The organism is Streptomyces sp. A0592, from assembly GCF_004795115.1.
Lineage (GTDB): Bacteria > Actinomycetota > Actinomycetes > Streptomycetales > Streptomycetaceae > Streptomyces > Streptomyces erythrochromogenes.
The window spans coordinates 1-889 of record NZ_SSBM01000101.1 but is presented as its reverse complement, the minus strand read 5'-3'; the positions used below and the strand labels follow the sequence as shown (position 1 = coordinate 889).

Sequence of the window (889 nt, the reverse complement as noted above, 5' to 3'; positions counted from 1 at the left end):
CTAGGAGTTGTCGTCAAAGTGTCACGCCCACATCAGGAGCGACGCGAGGGTGACGGCTGCTTGGTAGGACTGGGCGGTCTTGTCGTACCTGGTCGCGATGCCGCGCCACTGCTTGAGCCGGTTGAAGCACCGTTCCACCACATTGCGGCGCTTGTAGACCTGCGTGTCGAAGGCCGGCGGCCGGCCTCCCCGACTGCCTCGCCGGGTCCGGTTGCGGACCTGGTCAGACCGTTCCGGGATCGTGTGCGTGACGCCGTGGCGCCGCAGCCAAGTACGGATGGCCTTCGAGCTGTAGCCCTTGTCGCCGATGACGTGGTCGGGCCTGACGCGCGGTCGACCCGGACCGATCCGGGGCACCCGTATCGCGTCCATCACGGCGGTGAACTGAGTGCAGTCGTTGGTGTTCCCGCCGGTCAGGACGAACGCGAGGGGGCGGCCCGTCCCGTCGCAGGCCATGTGAATCTTGCTGGTCAGTCCGCCTCGGGACCGGCCGAGGGCCGGGCTGCGGAGCCCCCTTTTCGGGCCCCGGCCGCGTGCTGGTGGGCACGGACAACGGTGGAGTCCACCGACACCAGCCACTCGATGTCGCCTGCCGCGTCCGCTTGCGCCTGCACCGCCTGGAGCATCCGCTCGAAGGTTCCGTCCGCCGCCCACCTGCGGAAACGGGTGTGAAGGCTGGCCCACGACCCGTACCGGTCGGGCACGTCCCGCCAGGCGACCCCGGTCCGGAACTTCCACACGATCCCGTTCAGAATCGTCCGGTCGTCCAGCCGCGGCCGCCCCAGCACGGGCCGAGGCAGCAACGGCTGCACGAGTTCCCACTCAGCGTCCGACAGTTCATGGCGACGTATCACCCGACCATGATCCACAACGCAAGATCACTTTGACG

Annotated in this window: 1 pseudogene; it reads right to left on the bottom strand. The window is 68.3% G+C overall.

The window, feature by feature from the left end:
• Positions 1-21: 21 nt before the first annotated feature.
• Positions 22-851: pseudogene (locus tag E6U81_RS39525) on the bottom strand (IS5 family transposase).
• Between the last annotated feature and the right edge of the window lie 38 nt (positions 852-889).